The 17,809-nt window shown below is 63.0% G+C and carries 10 protein-coding genes and 1 pseudogene; 4 read left to right on the top strand and 7 right to left on the bottom strand.

Translation table 11 applies throughout. The features are described 5' to 3' along the window. Positions 1-681 carry a Fe2+-dependent dioxygenase gene (locus C4J90_RS04120; RefSeq protein WP_124419282.1) on the bottom strand — a complete coding sequence of 227 codons (681 nt, stop codon included), beginning with the start codon at positions 679-681 and terminating at the stop codon, positions 1-3. 205 nt (positions 682-886) lie between these two features. Here C4J90_RS04120 and C4J90_RS04115 point away from each other — a divergent pair, with 205 nt between their 5' ends. Both C4J90_RS04115 and C4J90_RS04110 read left to right on the top strand, forming a co-directional pair. After that, a complete protein-coding gene (locus C4J90_RS04115) occupies positions 887-3,172 on the top strand; it encodes a TonB-dependent siderophore receptor (RefSeq protein WP_124413828.1) in 2,286 nt (761 codons plus the stop codon). Between the two features lie 135 nt (positions 3,173-3,307). After that, a complete protein-coding gene (locus tag C4J90_RS04110) occupies positions 3,308-5,845 on the top strand; it encodes a sulfite reductase flavoprotein subunit alpha (protein WP_124419281.1) in 2,538 nt (845 codons plus the stop codon). A gap of 132 nt (positions 5,846-5,977) precedes the next feature. On the opposite strand, the gene C4J90_RS04105 is transcribed toward C4J90_RS04110, so the two are convergent. The 4 genes and pseudogenes from C4J90_RS04105 to ptsP form a co-directional block, all read right to left on the bottom strand. Then, positions 5,978-7,519 (bottom strand): alkaline phosphatase, encoded by a 1,542-nt coding sequence (locus C4J90_RS04105; RefSeq protein ID WP_124419280.1) that lies wholly within the window; start codon positions 7,517-7,519, stop codon positions 5,978-5,980. A 184-nt stretch (positions 7,520-7,703) separates the two neighbouring features. After that, on the bottom strand, positions 7,704-9,404 hold the full coding sequence (locus tag C4J90_RS04100) for a PTS fructose-like transporter subunit IIB (RefSeq protein WP_124419279.1): 1,701 nt from the start codon (positions 9,402-9,404) through the stop codon (positions 7,704-7,706). 11 nt (positions 9,405-9,415) lie between these two features. Continuing rightward, positions 9,416-10,335, bottom strand: a pseudogene (pfkB, locus tag C4J90_RS04095) (1-phosphofructokinase). Then, positions 10,336-13,194 carry a phosphoenolpyruvate--protein phosphotransferase gene (gene ptsP / locus C4J90_RS04090; RefSeq protein WP_124419278.1) on the bottom strand — a complete coding sequence of 953 codons (2,859 nt, stop codon included), beginning with the start codon at positions 13,192-13,194 and terminating at the stop codon, positions 10,336-10,338. A gap of 294 nt (positions 13,195-13,488) precedes the next feature. On the opposite strand from ptsP, the gene cra reads away from it, so the two are divergent. Next, positions 13,489-14,484, top strand: a complete 996-nt coding sequence (gene cra, locus C4J90_RS04085) for a catabolite repressor/activator (RefSeq protein WP_124361254.1) — start codon at positions 13,489-13,491, stop codon at positions 14,482-14,484. 2 nt (positions 14,485-14,486) lie between these two features. Then, entirely contained in the window at positions 14,487-15,263 is a 777-nt protein-coding gene (locus tag C4J90_RS04080) for a TatD family hydrolase (RefSeq protein ID WP_124419277.1), read from the top strand. Here the strand turns inward: C4J90_RS04080 and C4J90_RS04075 are convergent. Together C4J90_RS04075 and C4J90_RS04070 are read right to left on the bottom strand one after the other, a co-directional pair. Continuing rightward, positions 15,210-15,638, bottom strand: coding sequence for a hypothetical protein (locus tag C4J90_RS04075; RefSeq protein WP_124361252.1), 429 nt, complete (start codon positions 15,636-15,638; stop codon positions 15,210-15,212). The two genes, C4J90_RS04080 and C4J90_RS04075, sit on opposite strands and share 54 nt — an antisense overlap. Positions 15,639-15,764: 126 nt before the next feature. Then, positions 15,765-17,795, bottom strand: coding sequence for a methyl-accepting chemotaxis protein (locus C4J90_RS04070; RefSeq protein ID WP_124419276.1), 2,031 nt, complete (start codon positions 17,793-17,795; stop codon positions 15,765-15,767). Positions 17,796-17,809 lie beyond the last annotated feature (14 nt).

Here is a 17,809-nt window from a genome sequence, read left to right as displayed (position 1 = left end):
TCAGACCTCGACCCAGCGACGCAGCAGGTTGTGATAGGTGCCGGTGAGCTGGATCAGCGCCGGATGATCAGGCACGTCGCGGCTCAGTTGCTGGATGGCGCCGTCCATTTCGAACAGCAGGGTGCGCTGGCTGTCTTCACGCACCAGGCTCTGGGTCCAGAAAAACGAGGCGTAGCGCGCACCGCGTGTCACCGCGTTGACCTTGTGCAGGCTGGATCCGGGGTACAGCACCATATCGCCGGCGGGAAGCTTGACGCGCTGCAGGCCGAAGGTGTCCTGGATTTCCAGCTCGCCGCCGTCGTATTCGTCGGGGTCGCTGAAGAACAGCGTGGACGACAGATCGGTGCGCACGCGCTCGTGGCTGCCTTTGGGTTGACGCACGGCGTTGTCGATATGGAAGTCGAAACTGCCACCGGCGGTGTAACAGTTGAGCAACGGCGGAAACACCTTGTGCGGTAACGCCGCTGACATAAACAACGGGTTGCTCCACAAGCGCTCCAGCATCGCCGCGCCGATTTCCTTGGCCAACGGGTGGCCTTCGGGCAATTGCAGGTTGTGCTTGGCCTTGGCGGACTGATGGCCGGCGGTGACTTTGCCGTCGGCCCATACGGCCGCTTCCAGGGCTTGGCGAATGCGCTGCACTTCCTCGCGTGAGAACAGGCCGGGAATATGCAGCAACATGGGGCAATACCTGCGATCAGAGGGGTGCCAATGGTATTGATTCTTATCCTCTGTGTAAAACGTCGAGACGAACGAGTCCGTAAAAACCGTAAGCAAAAAGTGTAAAGAATGTAAATTCGATGCGAATAGCAATGTATCGCAATTGATAGAAAGTCTTGTTAGCCCTATATTCCGCGACCTCACATCCTTGGGGAAAGGACACGTCATGTCGCGCACCACACCAACAACCACCGCCAGTTCACCACGCATGCTGGCTTCGGCCATCGGCGTAGCCCTCAGCGCCAGCTCAGCCGCCCACTTGGCGCAGGCGGCTGAGAACACCGAACAACAAGGCGAGCGCAACCCTATCTCCCTCGGCGCCACCAACATTACCGGTCAGGAGCAGGTCACCCCCTCCTATCAGGTAGAAAAAGCCGCTTCGCAGAAATACACCGCACCGCTGGTAGACACACCGCGCTCGGTCACCGTGGTCCCGCAGCAAGTGCTCAAAGACACCGCCGCCACCTCGCTGCAGGATGCCCTGCGCACCGTACCGGGGATTACCTTCGGCGCCGGTGAAGGCGGCAACCCCCAGGGCGACCGTCCGTTCATCCGTGGTTTCGACGCCCAAGGCGACACCTACCTGGACGGCGTGCGCGATACCGGCGGCCAGAGCCGGGAGATCTTCGACATTGAATCGATCGAAGTCAGCAAGGGCCCCAACTCGTCCTTCGGCGGTCGCGGCTCAGCCGGGGGCAGCCTCAACCTGGTGAGCAAAACCCCACAAGCGCGGGACTTCACCAACGGCGGCTTCACCTACGGTTCCGACCAGACCCGCCGCTACGTGCTCGACGTGAACCGCCAGTTCCTCGACGACAGCGCGGCATTTCGCCTGAACCTGATGAGCCACGAACAAAACGTGGCCGGTCGCGACGCGATCAATTACGACCGTTGGGGTGTGGCGCCGTCGCTGACCTTTGGCCTGGGCACACCGACCCGCGTCAATCTCAGCTACTACCACATGGAAAGCGACGACCTGCCGGATTCGGGAATGCCGTATGGCTACGGTTCGTCGACCGCCACAGCCCACGGGCATGACAAACCCGACGACGGTGGCGACAGCAACAATTTCTATGGCTTGAAGAGCCGTGACTTCCGCAAGACCCGCGCCGACATCAGCACGTTCTCCATCGAGCATGACCTGAACGACAACATGACGCTGAAGAACACCCTGCGCCACGGCAGCACCGGCCAGGACTATGTGCTCACCCAGCCGGATGACAGCAAGCTCAACGTCAACAAGTTCGGCACTGTGTGGCGTCGTGCCAACAGCCGCGTCTCGACCACCACCACGACCACCAACCAGACCGACCTGTTCGGCAGCTTCCAGGCGCTGGGCTTCAAGAACACCTACTCCACCGGCCTGGAATTCACCGGTGAAGAAACCCGTGTCAGCGGCTATACCGTCAGCCCCAACGCCAACCCGGTGTGCACCGTGGCCAAGGGCAGCCTGGGCGGCCAGTGCACCTCGCTGAGCAACCCGAACCCGGACGATGCCTGGAACGGCAGCGTCGCGCGCAACTACAACGGCACCAACACCAAGGCCACCAGCCGCGCGGCCTACGTGTTCGACACCATCGAGCTGGATCCGAAATGGCTGCTCAACGTGGGCCTGCGCTACGATACGTTCGATACCGAAGCCAACACCAACGCCACCACCGGGCGCAGCAAAATCAAGGATGACAGCCAGTTCTTCAACTGGCAGGCGGGCCTGGTATGGAAGCCGCTGGACAATGGCAGTATCTACGCTTCCTACGCGACGTCGGCCACGCCGGCCGGTGGCCTGGTGGGTGAAGGCGCCGATGGCAACCCGCTGTCAGCCGGTGCCGCCATCAGCGACCTGCAGCCGGAAGAGACAGTCAACTACGAGCTGGGCACCAAGTGGGACTTGTTCCACGACCGCCTGTCCCTGACCGCCGCCGTGTTCCGTACCGAGAAGAAAAACACCCGCGTCCTGGTTGATGCACTCACCTACGAGAACGCCGGCGAATCACGGGTCGACGGCGTCGAGTTGTCCGCCAGCGGCAAGCTGACCGAGCACTGGCAAGTGTTCGCCGGGTACACCTACCTGGACAGCGAATTGGTCAAATCCGGCCTCAACGGGCGTAACGGCGTGGTGAGCGCCGGTTCCAACGCTGGCAACCAGATGCCCAACACGCCGAAGAACTCGTTCAGTCTGTGGACCACCTACGACATCACGCCAAAGCTGACCGTCGGCGGCGGCGCCTTCTACGTCGACGAGGTTTACGGCGATGCGGGCAACACGGTGTACGTGCCGTCTTACACCCGCTACGACGCCATGGCCAGCTACAAGCTGACTAAAAACGTCGACCTGCAATTGAACGTGCAGAACCTTACCGACAAAACCTACTACGACAAGGCTTACGCCTCGCACTTCGCCAACCAGGCGGCCGGTCGTACGGCGTTGCTGACCACCAGCTTCCACTTCTAAGCGCAAGCGCGCCACGACTTGAGCCCCACGCATCGGATGCGTGGGGCTTTTGCATGCTAAACAGAATATTTCTCGATAAGCCACGGCATAATGCGCGCCGTGACATTCATAACCAGTTGAGCGAGGCGGTCCGACGTGTTGAAGAAAACCCTGTTCCAGTTGCACTGGTTCTTCGGCATCACTGCCGGGCTGGTGCTGGCCTTGATGGGGATCACCGGGGCTGCGTACTCCTTCCAGGATGAAATACTGCGGGCGCTGAACCCGCACGTCTTGCATGTCGAAAAACGCGAAGCCGGGGTGCTGCCGCCCGCCGAACTGGTGCGCAAACTGGAAGCCACCGAAGGCAAGGCCGTGGCGATGCTCTGGGTGGAACGCGACAGCGGCAATGCCGGGCGCGTGTCCTTCACCCCGCCACCGGGCGAGCGCCGGGGCCCGCTACGCTACTTCGACCCGTATACCGGCGACTACCTGGGCGACGCCGTCGGCCAGGATGTATTCGGCTTCATCCTGCAGTTGCACCGCTTCCTGGCGATGGGCGACACCGGGCGCACGATCACTGGCGCCTGCACCCTGATCCTGCTGTTCTTCTGCCTCTCCGGCCTGTACCTGCGCTGGCCGCGCCAGGTGAAGAACTGGCGCGTGTGGTTGACCCTGGACTGGCGTAAAAAGGGCCGCAGCTTCAATTGGGACCTGCACTCGGTGTTCGGCACCTGGTGCCTGCTGTTTTATCTGCTGGCGGCACTGACCGGGCTGTATTGGTCGTACGACTGGTACAACCGTGGCGTGACCCAACTGCTGTCCGACGCGCCGCAGAACGAGCGCACGCTCAAGCGCGGCCCGCCGCCCGCAGGCCCTGCGCCCGTGGCCAGCTACGTGACCAACTATGAGGCCATCTGGAGCAGCATCTACAGCAACGCCGGGCCTGGCTTGAGCGCCTACAACATCCGGCTGCCGGCCGTCGCCGGGCAACCGGCCACCGTGTATTACCTGCTGGAAGACTCACCCCATGACCGTGCACTGAACCAGATCAACCTGGACCCGGCCACCGGCGAGGTCAAATCCCATGAGCGCTACGCCAGCAAAAGCTATAAGTCGCAGTTGTTGACCAGCGTCTATGCCCTGCACACCGGCAGCTATTGGGGGCTGGCAGGGCGGATCGTGCTCACCCTGAGCGCGTTATGCATGCCGCTGTTCTTCATTACCGGCTGGTTGCTGTACCTCGACCGGCGCCGCAAAAAACGCCAGGTAAGGGACGCACGCAAGGGTCTTGACGCCCACTCCAGCGATGCCCCGGCCTGGTTGATCGGCTTCGCCAGCCAGAGCGGTTTCGCCGAACAATTGGCCTGGCAGACGGCCGGGCAATTGCAGGCAGCAGGTCTGCCGGTGAAGGTGCAGCCCTTGGGCACGCTTAGCCAGCACGACCTGAGCCAGTCGGAAAATGCCTTGTTCGTGGTCAGTACGTTCGGCGACGGCGAAGCCCCCGACAGCGCCCGTGGCTTCGAACGCAGCGTGCTCGGCCAGGACGTGTCCCTCAAGGGCTTGAACTACTCGGTATTGGCCCTGGGTGACAGGCAATATGAACACTTCTGCGGCTTTGCCCGACGCCTGCATTTCTGGCTGACCCACCAGGGCGGCAACCCGCTGTTTGCGCCGGTGGAAGTCGACAGCGGCGATACCGAGGCCTTGCTGACCTGGCAACAGCAGCTCGGCCAGCTCACCGGCCACACGCCGGCAGCGGCCTGGCAGACCGCCCAGTTCGAACACTGGACCCTGCGCCAACGCTCCCTGCTCAACCCTGGCAGCGTCGGAGCACCCGTCTACCTGCTCGGCCTCACTCCGCCCTCTCCTCTCAGTTGGCAGGCCGGTGACCTGGTGGAAATCCTGCCACGCAATAGCCCGCGAGCGGTCGAGCACTTTCTGGAAGGGCTGGGCCTGGCCGGCAGCGATGGCGTGCTGATTGAAGGACTGGCGCAAACGCTCAACCAGGCCCTGGCCACGCGCCAGTTGCCGGACAACCGCACCCATCTGGTCGGCCTGCATGCCCAGGCACTGGTCGATGCGCTGATACCGCTGGGCCTGCGTGAATATTCGATCGCCTCGATTGCCAGCGACGGTGTGCTGGAGCTGATCGTGCGCCAGGAACGCCACCCGGATGGCAGCCTGGGCCTGGGTTCCGGCTGGCTGACTGAACACGCAGCCATCGGCGCGGGCATCAGCCTGCGCTTGCGCCGCAACAGCGGTTTCCATCTGCCCGAAGCAGCGGTGCCGCTGATCCTGCTGGGCAACGGCACGGGCCTGGCCGGCCTGCGCAGCTTGCTCAAGGCGCGCATCGCCGACGGTCAGCAGCGTAACTGGCTGCTGTTCGGCGAACGCCATATCGCCCACGACTACCTGTGCCAGGCAGAACTGCAAGGCTGGCTGGCCAGTGGTGATCTGGCCCTGCTGGACCTGGCGTTCTCGCGGGACCAGGAGGAGAAAATCTACGTGCAGGATCGCCTGCGTGAATCGGCGGACGTGTTGCGCAAATGGCTGGCCGAGGGCGCAGCGATTTATGTGTGCGGCAGCTTGCAGGGGATGGCGACGGGGGTGGATCAGGCGCTGGTGGATATCCTCGGCAGTGAAACGGTAGAGCGTTTGATCGAGCAAGGCCGCTATCGCCGGGATGTGTACTGACCCTCACAGACACTGAAGATCAAATGTGGGAGGGGGCTTGCTCCCGATGGCGGTGGACCAGCTAAAAATAGGCTGGCTGATCCACCGCTATCGAGAGCAAGCCCCCTCCCACAGTTTTTACCGCGTTCCAAATCAGACGGGTTGCAGTTTTTGTTCGAACACCGAGACTCCGTCCAAGTCCCGAAGGATCACCGTCAACTCCGCCGTCTGCCCATCAATCTGCACCTCGCCAAAAAACTGAAACCCGGCAAACGGCGAGGTGTTTTGCGCAGGCGGTGCCTTTTCGAACACCACCTCTGGCCCAAAGGTCTTGTCCAACGGATTCGGCCCGAAGCTGCCTGCATTCAATGGCCCTGCAACAAACTCCCAGAACGGTTCGAAATCCTGGAACGCCGCCCGATCCGGGTGGTAGTGATGCGCGGCGCAATAGTGCACATCAGCGGTCAGCCACACATGGTTGCGCACCTGGTGTGCGCGCAGGAAGCCCAGCAGCTCGGCAACTTCCAACTCACGTCCTTGGGCCGGGCCGGGATCACCGTTGGCGATCGCTTCCCAGCGCGGCACGCCAGGGCTGACTTCACCGTCCGGCACACCCAGGCCAATGGGCATGTCGGCCGCGACCACTTTCCACTGCGCCTGGGAGGCCTTGAGTTCGCGCTTGAGCCAGTCGAGCTGTTCGCGACCGAGGAAGGGTTTCGCGCCGCCCAGGTTGTCGTCGTTGGGGCCGCGATAACTGCGCATGTCCAGCACGAACACATCCAGCAGCGGCCCATAGCTGAGCTTGCGATAAATCCGCCCGCCGCCGTCGGCGCTTTGCCGGCGCATCGGTGAATATTCCAGCCAGGCCTGGCGCGCACGGCCGACCAGGGTATTGATGTCGCGGGTCTGGTAGCGCTCGTCCAACTGTTTGCTTGATGACCAGTTGTTGATCACTTCGTGGTCGTCCCACTGCCAGATCTGCGGCACCTCGGCATTGAAGCGCCGCACGTTTTCATCCATCAAGTTGTAGCGGTAATTGCCGCGATATTCTTCGAGGGTTTCGGCAACCTTGCTCTTGGCTTCGGTGGTGATATTGCGCCAGATGCGCCCGCCCTCAGTGGCCAGTTGCGCCGGCACCGGGCCGTCGGCGTAGATGGTGTCGCCGCTGTGGATAAAGAAGTCCGGCAGGCGCAGGCGCATGGCTTCGTAGATGCGCATGCCGCCGATGTCCGGGTTGATACCGAAACCCTGGCCGACGGTGTCGCCGCTCCACACAAAGCGGATGTCGCGACGCTGTTGCGGCACGCTGCGCAAGTGGCCGAACCACGGCTCGCTGGCGATGCCGGTCTGGGCGTCTTCGAAATGCACGCGGTAGAAAATCGCCTGGTCGGCGGGCAGCCCGGTGAGTTCAACGCGGGCCGTAAAATCGCTGCGGTTATCGGCCAGGGGCGAGACGAACCGGCGTGGGTTGCTAAACACACTGCGGGTGTCCCACTCCACCACCATCCGCGCCGGGCGGTCGCTGCGGCTCCAGATCATCGCGCGGTCGCCCAGCAGGTCACCGGACTGCACGCCATCGGTGAGCAGCGGTCGGTCCTTTACCGACGCAATCACCGCCGGCGCCAGTCCCGGCAACAACAGGCCGGCGCCGACAGCTTGCATCACGCGGCGACGGCCGAGATCGAAGTGGCTCATGCAGGTGCCCTCTTGAGTATCAAAAGGGCCACTTAACCACGCGGCGATGAAACAGTTATGACACCGCTATGACAGCCAATGAAAATCCAAATGTGGGAGGGGGCTTGCCCCCGATGGCAATGTGTCAGGCACCAGATGCACTGGCTGACAGACCGCTATCGGGAGCAAGCCCCCTCCCACATTTTTAGCCCGCCGCCAACTCGGCCGCCTCCGGCCGCTTGATCAGCGCATACACCAACCCGGTCAGCACACTACCGGCCACAATCGCCAACAGGTACAGCAGCGCATGGTTCATCGCGTTCGGAATCACCAGCACGAACAACCCGCCGTGAGGCGCGGCCAGTTTGCACCCGAAGTACATCGACAGTGCCCCCGTCAGCGCGCCGCCCGCAATGCTGGCCGGGATCACCCGCAACGGATCTTTGGCCGCAAACGGGATAGCCCCTTCGGAAATAAAGCACAGGCCGAGAATCATCGCAGCCTTGCCGGCTTCGCGCTCAGTCTGGGCGAACTTGCGCCGGGCCAGGAACGTCGCGATGCCCATGCCAATCGGTGGCACCATGCCGGCCGCCATGGTCGCGGCCATCGGCGCGCCGCTAGACGCCGCCAGCAGGCCGACGGAAAACGCATACGCCGCCTTGTTGATCGGCCCGCCCAGATCGACACACATCATGCCGCCCAACAGGATGCCCAACAGCACCGCGTTGGTGGTGCCCATGGTGCTGAGAAAATCCGTCAGCCCGGTCAGCAAGCGTGCCACCGGAGGGCCGACCAGATAGATCATCGCCAGGCCGGTGAACAAACTTGCCAGCAACGGGATGATCAGGATCGGCTTGAGGGCCTCCAGGCTTTGCGGCAAGCGCACCGCGCGTGAGATCAGCTTGACGCTGTAGCCGGCGAGGAAACCGGCGAAGATCCCGCCAATGAAGCCAGCGCCCAGGGTGCCCGCGAGCAACCCGCCGATCATGCCCGGCGCCAGGCCGGGGCGATCGGCGATCGAGTAGGCGATGTAGCCCGCCAGCAACGGCACCATCAGCATGAACGCCTGGTCGCCGACGGTTTTGAGTGCCGCCGCCAGGGTGCCCTTCTCCTCAAAGGCATGAATGCCGAACACGAAGGACAAGGCGATCAACAGGCCGCCCGCCACCACCATCGGCAACATGAACGACACCCCGGTAAGCAGGTGTTTGTACACGCCGGTTTTTTCCGACTTGGCTACCGCACCGCTGGCGGCGCTTTCCACCACGCCCTCGGCCAGCGCCTTGTTGAGCGTGGCTTCCGATTGCTTGAGGGCAATGCCGGTGCCACAGCGGTAAATCTTCTTGCCGGCGAAGCGCTCGGTAGCGACTTCGATGTCCGCCGCCAGCAGCACCACGTCGGCGTTGGCGATGGCCTCAGGCGTCAATGGCGTACGCGCACCGACCGAGCCCTGGGTCTCGACCTGCAAGTCATAGCCCAGGCGCTTGGCGGTCTGCTGCAAGGCCTCGGCGGCCATGAACGTATGGGCCACGCCGGTGGGGCAAGCGGTAATCGCGACAATGCGCGGGACATTCCCGACCGGCGCCTCGGTCGCCACATACACCTGCGCCTCCTCCGCGCCGCGACGCAACACCGCGTCGACATCCGCCAACGCCTGGGCCGGCGTGCTCTGGAACACGCGCTTGCCGACAAAACGGTGCATATCCACCGGCGTGCTGCTGACCAGCAACACCCACTCAGCGTCATCAAGGGTCGCCTGGGACAGCTGGCTGTCCGGGCGTTGCACGTCCACCACTTCGACACTGGTGCTCCAGCCCTGGCGCTGTGCGGCGGCGTCCAGCAAGCGGGCGCACAGCACACTGGTAACCATGCCGTTCGGGCAGGCGGTAACAATGGCTAACTTCATCACAAACCCTCTTATTGTTCTGTCAGCGCGTGTACATCGACACCGCTTTCAAGGCGCGCCAACTGCGCGTCATCGCTGATGCCGAAACCGATTTGCGTCACCGCCATCGCGGCAATCGCCGTGGCGCGGCGCAGGGTCTGCTCGGGCGCTTCGTCGCGCAGCAGGCCGTGGAGCATGCCCGCCAGCAGCGAATCGCCGGCGCCTACGGTGCTGGCAACCGTCACCTTGGGCGGCGTGGCATGCAGGGCCGCGCCCGCGCTGTACCAGTTCACGCCGGCAGCACCGTCCGAGACCACCACATGTTCCACACCCTGTTGATGCAGCTGGCTGATGGCATCGGTGGCGTTGTCCAGCGCTTCGGCGAGCTCTTCAGTATTGGGTTTGACCATCCATGGGCCTGCCTTCAAACCGGCGCGCAAGGCTTCGCCGCTGGTGTCCAGGGCGACTTTCAAACCGAGGTTTTTAAATTGCTCGATCAGTGCCTGAAACCATTGCGGGCTCACGCCACGCGGCAAGCTGCCGGCGACCACCACCGCGTCGAATTCGGGGCCGACCATCGCGATCATCTTGAGCAGCTCTTTTTGCGCCTGCTCGCTCACCAACGGCCCCGGTGCGTTGATGTCGGTCACCCGGCCATCTTGCTCGGCAATCTTGATGTTGCTGCGGGTTTCGCCCGGCACGCGGATGAACGAATCGCCAAACCCACGGCTGGCGATCAGGGCTTCGAAAGCTTGGGGTTATCCGCGCCGAGAAAGCCGCTCACACTGACCTCGTGGCCGAGGTCCGCCAGTACCTGCGCCACGTTCACGCCTTTGCCGGCAGCATGGGTGATGAGCGTTTCACTGCGGTTGACTGCGCCGGGCGCCAGGTGCGCCAAGCGCACCGTAAGGTCCAACGCCGGGTTCAGCGTCAGGGTCAGAATCTTTGCCATCTACACGGCCTCCACAAGGGCACGCACTTCGGCGGGCGAGCCCACCGCCAGTGCTTTTTGCGCCAGGCCCTGGGCCTCGCTCAAGCTGAATTCGCGCACGCGCGCCTTCACTTCGGGAATGCTGCGCGCCGACACGCTCAACTCATCCACCCCCAAGCCGACCAACACCGGCACCGCCAGCGGGTCGGCCGCCAACTCGCCGCACACGCCGACCCATTTGCCATGGGCGTGGGCGGCGCGCACGGTGATGTCGATCAATTGCAGGACGGCCGGGTGCAGGCCATCGGCCTGGGCCGACAAGGTCGGGTGGCCACGGTCGATGGCCAGGGTGTATTGGGTCAGGTCGTTGGTGCCGACGCTGAAAAAGTCGACTTCCTTGGCGAGTACCGGTGCCAGCAGCGCGGCCGAAGGCACTTCGATCATGATCCCCAGTTGCAGGTCGGCCACCGGGATTTCCAGGCGCAGGCGCTCGGTCATATCCCGGGCGGCACGCCATTCATCCACGCTGCCGACCATGGGGAACATGATGCGCAACGGCCGGTTGTCCGCCGAGCGTAACAATGCACGCAATTGCGCTTCCATGATCTGCGGGCGCTGCAAGGTCAAGCGAATACCGCGCACACCGAGGAAGGGGTTTTCTTCTTCGGCAATCGGCCAGTATGGCAGCGGTTTATCGCCGCCCACGTCGAGGGTGCGCACCACCAGCGGACGCCCGTCGAGGCCGTCGAGCACGCGACGGTATTCGGCTTCCTGAGTGGCCTCGTCCGGCGCTTGCGGGTGGGCCATGAAAATCAGTTCGGTACGCAACAGCCCGATGCCCTCGGCGCCCTGTTCCACCGCAGCGGCAACCCCGGCGCTTTCGCCGATATTGGCGAACACTTCCACCGCGTGGCCGTCGCGGGTCAGCGCCGGTTCATGGCGTTGCGCCGAGGCGGCTTGCAGGCGTTGTTCGCGGGTGTCGCGCTCCACCGTCGCGCGCTGCAGGGTGGCGGTGTCGGGGTTGACGTGCAGGCGGCCGCGCTGGCCGTCGAGCAATAAAGGCGTGCCGGCGTTGAGCAGCAACACCGCCGCCCCGGCGCCAACCAGCGCAGGAATGCCCAGGGCACGGGCGACGATGGCGCTGTGGGCCGTGGCGCCACCACGGGCGGTGAGGATGCCGGCGACACGGGCCGGGTCCAGGCGCGCGACGTCCGAAGGGCCGACTTCGTCCATTACCAGAATGTAGGGCTCATTAGGTTCCTGAGCGGTGTCGACGCCGCACAGTTGCGCCAATACGCGGCGACCGATATCGCGCAGGTCAGCGGCGCGTTCGGCGAGCAAGGCGTCCTGCAACGATTCCTGCTGCTTGGCGGCGGCTTCGATCACGCTCATCCACGCGGCTTCGGCGCTTTCGCCTTGCTTGAGACGGGTGTCGACTTCGTCGGTGAGTTCCGGGTCGTCGAGCATTTCCTGGTGGGTGATGAAAATCTCGCGGATGGCCTTGGATTGGCTGCGCTCGATCAGGCCCTCAATATCGCGACGCACCTCACTCAGCGCGGTGTGCAGACGCTGGCGTTCAACGGCGCAGGTCTCACCGCGCAACGGGTAGTCGAACACCTGTTGCACCTGGATATGCGCGGGGCCGATGGCGATACCGGGCGCGGCGGCAATTGCCTGGATCTGGCTGCCGGGCAGCGGCGCGCTGATGACCGGTTCGATATCGGCAGTGACGGGCTGGGCGCTGACCGTCGGCAACGGCTCGACTTCTTCGCCCAGGCCTTCTTCAATGGCAGCCAACAGCGCCGGCAGCGCATCGCCCGCGATCGTCGGCTCGGCGACGAATTCCAGCACCTGGCCACGCCGCGCGCCGAGGCTCAGCAACTTGCTCAGGCTTTTGACTGATACGGCGCCGACCGGGCCGTCGACGATACGCACGCGAATATCGCCGTCAAACTGCTTGGCCAGTTGCGCGAGGATCTTCGCCGGACGCGCGTGCAGGCCGTGGGCGTTGGCCAGGGTGACGCGGGCGCTGGGCCAGTCGGGCGGCAGCTCGCCACCCAGCACTTCAAGCACGGCACGACTGCTGGTGGCGCGGCCCAACTCCTGGCCGCGTCCTTCGATCAGCAAGGCGCACAGGCGCTCAAGCAGCGCCTGATGCGCTTCGCCCAGGCTGGCCAGGCAGAACAGGCCATTAAGCGGCTGGCCCAGATAGCGCATGGGTTTATCCGGCGTGACGAACGCCAGGCCCGGACGCTTGACCGTCTGTTCGCTGTGCAGCCACCACAGGCCATCCCCCAGGGGCAGCGCATCGACTTGCTGCAACACGGCGGCAAAGCCGTTGCTCACGCAGTCGGCCTGGCGCAACAGGCGCGCGCCACGCCACACCAATTCCTCGAAATCATCGGCCGATACGCCCAGGCTGATCATCTGTGCATCCAGCGCCAGTTCCTGCGGCGCGCCTTGCAACAATTTCAGCAAGGCCTCCGCGGAACCGGCACGGCGTAACGCTTGGCCGAGGTCGGTTTCACCCAGGGCGCGGGTCAGCAGTTGCAGCAGGCGCAGGTGTTCATCGGATTTGGCGGCGATGCCGATGGCCAGGTAGACGACCTGGCCATCGCCCCAGTCCACGCCTTCGGGAAACTGCAACAGGCGCACGCCGGTGGAAAACACCTGATCGCGGGTTTCCGGGGTGCCGTGGGGAATGGCAATGCCTTGGCCGAGAAAGGTCGAGCCTTGGGCTTCACGGGCTTGTAAGCCGCTGAGATAACCTTCGGCGACCAGGCCATCGGCCACCAGTTTTTCAGCGAGCAGGTGCAAGGCAGCAGATTTATCCACCGCCACCTGGCCCATGGATATCTGCTCTACAGTGAGCTCGAGCATGCCGTTCTCCTAGTTAGTGCGAGGTGCGCACTAGGTATTGTTTTGAATAAATCAGCTTAGCGGTGTTCGGAAACAACTGACTGAGCAGTCAATTGGCAGTAGCTACTCAGTGGCGAACATCGTAAAAATACGCTTGCTGAAACGTTTAATCTAGAATTTATGGCAGATTACGCGTTAATTGCGCAAGCTTGAAGGGCCACTCGGCGCCTGCTGTGGGACATTGGTCGCACGCTGGAATCGGTTAGGATTGAACAAAATGTCGGGGCACGCTCTAAAAAACAAGGAAATCCCGGTTTGAAACTCAGTGATATCGCACGTCTGGCCGGTGTGTCCGTGACCACCGCCAGCTATGTCATCAATGGCAAGGCCGAACAACAGCGCATCAGTCACGCGACTGTCGAGCGAGTGCGGGCCGTGGTCCAGGCCCATGGTTTTACGCCTAACCCACAAGCCGCCGGATTGCGCAGCCGGCACACGCGCACCTTGGGCTTTATCCTGCCGGATCTGGAAAACCCCAGTTACGCACGCATTGCCAAGTTGCTTGAACAGGGGGCGCGGGCGCGCGGCTATCAATTGCTGATCGCCAGCTCCGACGATGAGGCCGACAGCGAGCGCCAACTGCTGCAACTGTTCCGCGCACGGCGTTGCGATGCGTTGTTCGTCGCCAGCTGCTTGCCAGCCAGCGATGATAGCTATCGCGAGCTGCAGGCCAAAGGCTTGCCGGTGATCGCCATCGACCGGGTCATGGAGCCCAGCGAGTTCTGCTCGGTGGTCAGCGATGACCGCCAAGCCTGCCAGCAACTCACCAGCAGCCTGCTGCAACCGTTGCCCAAGCAAATCGCGCTGATCGGCGCGCGCCCGGAGCTGAGCATCAGCCAGGAACGCGCCGCGGGTTTCCGTGAAGCCCTGCACGGTTTTACTGGTGAGGTGATCATCGAACAGGGCGAAGCCTTCAGCCGAGACTGCGGGCGACAGCTGATGGAGCAATTACTGCAACGCCTGGGGCACTTGCCTGACGCCCTGGTGACCACGTCCTACGTACTGCTGCAAGGCGTGTTCGATGCATTGCACGACGTCCCACTCAAGTCGCGGCCGTTGCGCCTGGGCACCTTCGGCGATACACAGTTGCTGGACTTCCTGCCGCTACCGGTCAATGCGATGGCCCAGCAACATCAACTGATCGCCGACACCGCCCTGCGCCTGGCTTTGGCCGCCATTGAAGAAGAACACTACCAGCCCGGCGTGCACGGGATCAGCCGCACCTTCAAGCAGCGCATTCACGAGGCCTGAGCGTGGAGCTGATCGACACCCACACCCACCTGGACTTTGCGGACTTCGATGGCGATCGCCACGAAGTCCTCGCCCGCAGCCGCGATCAGGGTGTGAGGCGCATGGTGCTGCTCGGTGTTTATCAGAAAAATTGGCAAAGGTTATGGGATCTGGTGCTGGAGGATGAAGGCTTGTTCGCCGCCTTCGGCCTGCACCCGGTGTATCTCGATGAGCATCGCCCCGCCGACCTTTTGGAGTTGGGCGACTGGCTGACGCGGCTGCAGGGCCATCGGCAGCTATGCGCCGTGGGTGAAATCGGCCTGGATTATTTTCTGGAGCACCTGGACCGCGAGCGTCAGCAAGCGCTGTTTGAGGCCCAGCTGCAACTGGCGGTGGACGTTCAACTGCCGGCCTTGCTGCATGTACGCCGCAGCCACGCGGCAGTGATCGCCACGCTCAAGCGCATCCGCCTGCCGCGCGGCGGCATCATCCATGCGTTCGCCGGCAGCCGGGAAGAGGCCTGCGAGTACATCAAGCTCGGCTTCAAGCTGGGCCTGGGCGGCGCCGCCACCTGGCCGCAGGCTTTGCGCATGCACAAGGTGCTGGCCCAATTGCCCCTGGAAGCCGTGGTGCTGGAGACCGACGCCCCGGATATGGCCCCGGCCATGTACCCGGGCCAGCGCAACAGCCCCGAGCACTTGCCGGCTATCTGCCACGCCCTGGCCGAACGGATGGGTATCAGCGCTTCACGGCTGGCTGAGGCGAGCACACGCAATGCGTGCGAGGTGTTCAATTGGTAGCGGGCTGACAGCTTGCAGGTTCAAGGTCATCCTTTGTCGATGACGGGCGTAGCGCAGCACCAGGCAATGGATCAACAGCGTCGTCAGGGAAATATTGAACTGCCCGATCACCGTGAGTAGCCCCAGCCATTCAGCAAACAGTGCCGCCAGCAAGGTCGCGCATGTCAGCATGATCATGCTCGGCCGCACCAGCGCCCATTGGTCCAGGGCGCGGAATTGGCGCAGCTGTTTCTGGCAACACAGCTGCAGGCAGGCGTGGCAATACGTACAGACAAAGGGTTCGTCGATGGCAATGGCGTTCAGTTGCCAGGGTTTGAGTTCAAACGTCATGTCGCAGTGGGCGCAATGCCCTTTGATGCCGATTACAGCGGCCATCGCCGTGCCTCCTTGAGACCGTGACCAGGTGATACAAATTTTCACCTATTCGCAGTACTTTGAAAGGCCGTCAGCAAAAACAGGACATGCACCACACCCAACAGCATCAAATCCGAACGAAAATTCCTACACGCGAAACGCGCCAATCAATTGCTTCAATTGCGTCACCTGCAGCGACAACTCGCGGCTGGCCGCTTCGGTCTGGTCGGCGCCCTGCGCCGCGTGTTCGCCCGCACGATGAATGGCGACGATATTCTGATCGATATCATGGGCGACGGCCGTTTGCTGCTCAACGGCGGCGGCGATCTGCTGGTTCTGATCGACGATCATTCCTACCGCACCAAGGATGTTTTCCAAAGCCTGCTGGACTTTTTCCGACTGCCCCACCGTGCCACTGGCCGTGTCATGGCTGGCGCCCATGGCCTTGACCGCTGCGCCGACGCCGCTGTGCAGGCGCCCGATCATCTGCTCGATTTCTTCGGTGGACTGCTGGGTACGCTGGGCCAGCGTACGCACCTCATCGGCCACCACCGCAAAACCACGCCCCTGCTCACCCGCGCGCGCGGCCTCGATAGCCGCGTTGAGCGCCAGCAAGTTGGTTTGCGCGGCGATGCTTTTGATGACTTCCAGGACGCTGCTGATGGCCTGGCTGTCGGCCGCCAACTGGTTGATCACCCGCACCGACTCATCGATCTCCGTGGCCAGACGCGCGATGCTGCCTTGCTGGGATTGCACCAGCCCACGGCCGCTGACGGTTTCATCGTTGACACTGCGGGCGCTGCCGGCGGCGGCGGCGGCACTGCGCGCGACTTCCTGTGCGGTGGACGACATCTGGTTCATCGCCGTCGCCACCTGCTCGATCTGACTGCGCTGGCCGGCCACTGCCTGGTTGCTCTGCGCCGAAACCGTTTGTACCTGCCCGGCTTGCAACTCGACCTGGGCGACCGTGTGCCCGACGCGTTCGATCAAGTCGTGGATCTTGGCCACGGTGCCATTGAATACCTGGCCCAGGTCTCCCAGTTCATCGCGACTGTCGGCAACGAAGGTGACAGTCATATCGCCCGCCGCGACCTTGTCCATCATCGCCCCGAGGCTACGCAAGGTCATGCGCGTGGACGCATAGAAGCCCGCGTATAAATAGAAAATCAGCGCAAACACCGCCGCTAGCGCCGTGACCAGCAGCAGCATGTGCAGGCGCTTTTGTGCCAGGCGTTGCTCCAGTTGCTGATTGAGGAATGCCAGGGTGGCGTCATCCAGTTGATAGGTCTTGGCCATCAGTTGGCTGACGCCGTCGTAAAAGCCCTGCCACGGTGTGTCGAGGGTTTCAGCCACCACCACTTGTTCTTCGAACAACTCCGCACCCTGCTTGAGGCTGGCCCGGCTGGCCTGCGCCGCAGTATCGAGCGCTGCCTGCGCGGCATGGCTGGCGCCAAGCGCGTCCTGCAGCTTCAAGGCATATTCGCCCTGGAGTTTTTCCAGCTGCTGCAGCAGTTCGTCGAAGCGTGTGCTGGAGGATGAATTGATAAAACCCTGGCCGAGGGAATACGCGCCCATCGCCCGGCCCTCCCCCAGCAGCTGAGTGACTTGTGGAGTGACGGCGGTGATCAGGTCGCTGAGCTGGCGCAGATCGCTCTGGGGATCACGGCTCAAGCCGGATTGACTGGCGATGATCTGGCTGAGTATCTGGGCCTGGTTGAGCAATTTGCCGATCAACGCACTTTTGTTGAGCAGTGAGGTTTCCTGTTGCTGAGCCTTGAACGCGGCAATCAGTTCGTCACGCTTGGTGTCGAAGGCCGCAACCTGCTCAGGCTGGGTAGCCATTGCGCTGAGCCCCTGCACACGGTTGAGCACGCTCTGCTCCACGGCAGCGATCCTGGCTTCAAGGTCGCCGGCCTTGCCGGACTGGCCGAGGGTCGTATTGATCTGCACCTGGTTATTGAGCGCTTCCAGCTCGCGACGCACCATCAGGCTGCTGCCGAGTAGATCAAGGCTTTGCAGTTCGATGCGGGTGCCCTGGAATTCAGCCCAGGCGTCACGCACCAGAAAGTAATTGGTAGCCAGCATCGGCAGCAGGAACAGCACGCTGATCAGACTGAATTTCATGCCGAAACTCAGGCGATTCATCAATGCAACGGCGGGATAGAGCAAGCGCTTCACGGGTGTTCCCCCTT

It is taken from the genome of Pseudomonas sp. R2-60-08W (genome assembly GCF_003852335.1).
GTDB lineage: Bacteria > Pseudomonadota > Gammaproteobacteria > Pseudomonadales > Pseudomonadaceae > Aquipseudomonas.
This window is presented reverse-complemented; position numbering and strand designations above follow the sequence as displayed.

Bases quoted from the DNA above. Each gene is read 5' to 3' on its own strand.
- C4J90_RS04120 (WP_124419282.1), bottom strand. From the start codon at position 681: ATGTTGCTGCATATTCCCGGCCTGTTCTCACGCGAGGAAGTGCAGCGC.
- C4J90_RS04115 (WP_124413828.1), top strand. From the start codon at position 887: ATGTCGCGCACCACACCAACAACCACCGCCAGTTCACCACGCATGCTG.
- C4J90_RS04105 (WP_124419280.1), bottom strand. From the start codon at position 7,519: ATGAGCCACTTCGATCTCGGCCGTCGCCGCGTGATGCAAGCTGTCGGC.
- C4J90_RS04100 (WP_124419279.1), bottom strand. From the start codon at position 9,404: ATGAAGTTAGCCATTGTTACCGCCTGCCCGAACGGCATGGTTACCAGT.
- ptsP (WP_124419278.1), bottom strand. From the start codon at position 13,194: ATGCTCGAGCTCACTGTAGAGCAGATATCCATGGGCCAGGTGGCGGTG.
- C4J90_RS04075 (WP_124361252.1), bottom strand. From the start codon at position 15,638: ATGGCCGCTGTAATCGGCATCAAAGGGCATTGCGCCCACTGCGACATG.